This window comes from Actinoallomurus iriomotensis (assembly GCF_030269445.1).
Lineage (GTDB): Bacteria > Actinomycetota > Actinomycetes > Streptosporangiales > Streptosporangiaceae > Actinoallomurus > Actinoallomurus iriomotensis.
Window position 1 is genome coordinate 1 of record NZ_BSTJ01000035.1, and the last position, 898, is coordinate 898.

Here is an 898-nt window from a genome sequence, read left to right on the forward strand (position 1 = left end):
AGAGGTCCTAACAGAAAGGTCAGCGGACGAGGCGTCGCCAGCAGATGATGGCGGTGGCCAGGGTGAGGAAGGCTTCGTGGATGTCGTCGCGGATCTCCCAGCGGATGCGCAGCCGGCGGAACCAGTGCAACAGCGCGATGGTGCGTTCGACGACGTAGCGATGGACGCCCAGGCCGGAACCGTGGGGTGTGCCGCGGCGGGCGATCAGAGGTTTGATGCCTTTCTTCCAGACCAGGCGGCGGTATTTGTCGTGGTCATAGCCACGGTCGGCGAGCAGGTGGTCGGGCCGCCGGCGGGGCCGTCCGACCCGTCCCCGCACGGGCGGGACCGCCTCGATCAGCGGCATCAACTGGGTGACGTCGTTGCGGTTGCCGCCGGTCAGCGACACGGCGAGCGGTGTGCCGTGGCCGTCGGTCAGGACGTGGTGTTTCGAGCCCGTCCGTGCGCGGTCGACCGGGCTCGGACCGGTTTTGGGCCGCCCTTGAGCGCCCGCACATGCGAGCCGTCGATCACCGCCCGGGACCAGTCCAGCTTCCCGGCCGCGTGCAACTCCGCCAACAACACCTGGTGCAGCCGATCCCACACCCCGGCATCGTGCCAGTCCCGCAACCGCCGCCAGCAGGTCATTCCCGACCCGAACCCCAACTCCTGGGGCAAGAACTCCCACGCGATCCCCGTATGCAGCACGAACAAGATCCCGCACAGCACCTTGCGGTCATCCAGCCGCTTACGGCCCGGATGGCGCCGGCGCCGCTCCACCGCCGGCAGCAGCGGTTCGATCCGCTCCCACAAGCTGTCGGCCACGATCCACGGTGGCTGCTCACCCTTCCTCACACCGAAGATCAAACAGGCAGACCCACCATCACCGGGCAACAGTGATCATTTTGTTAGGACCTCT

1 protein-coding gene is annotated in these 898 nt (G+C 67.4%); it reads right to left on the bottom strand.

Annotated features, from left to right (window positions below; translation table 11 throughout):
* Positions 1-19 precede the first annotated feature (19 nt).
* A protein-coding gene (locus tag QSK37_RS51290; protein ID WP_285637444.1) for an IS5 family transposase occupies positions 20-807 on the bottom strand; the annotation gives its coding sequence in 2 pieces (ribosomal slippage) (positions 20-474 and positions 474-807; 789 coding nt in all).
* Positions 808-898 lie beyond the last annotated feature (91 nt).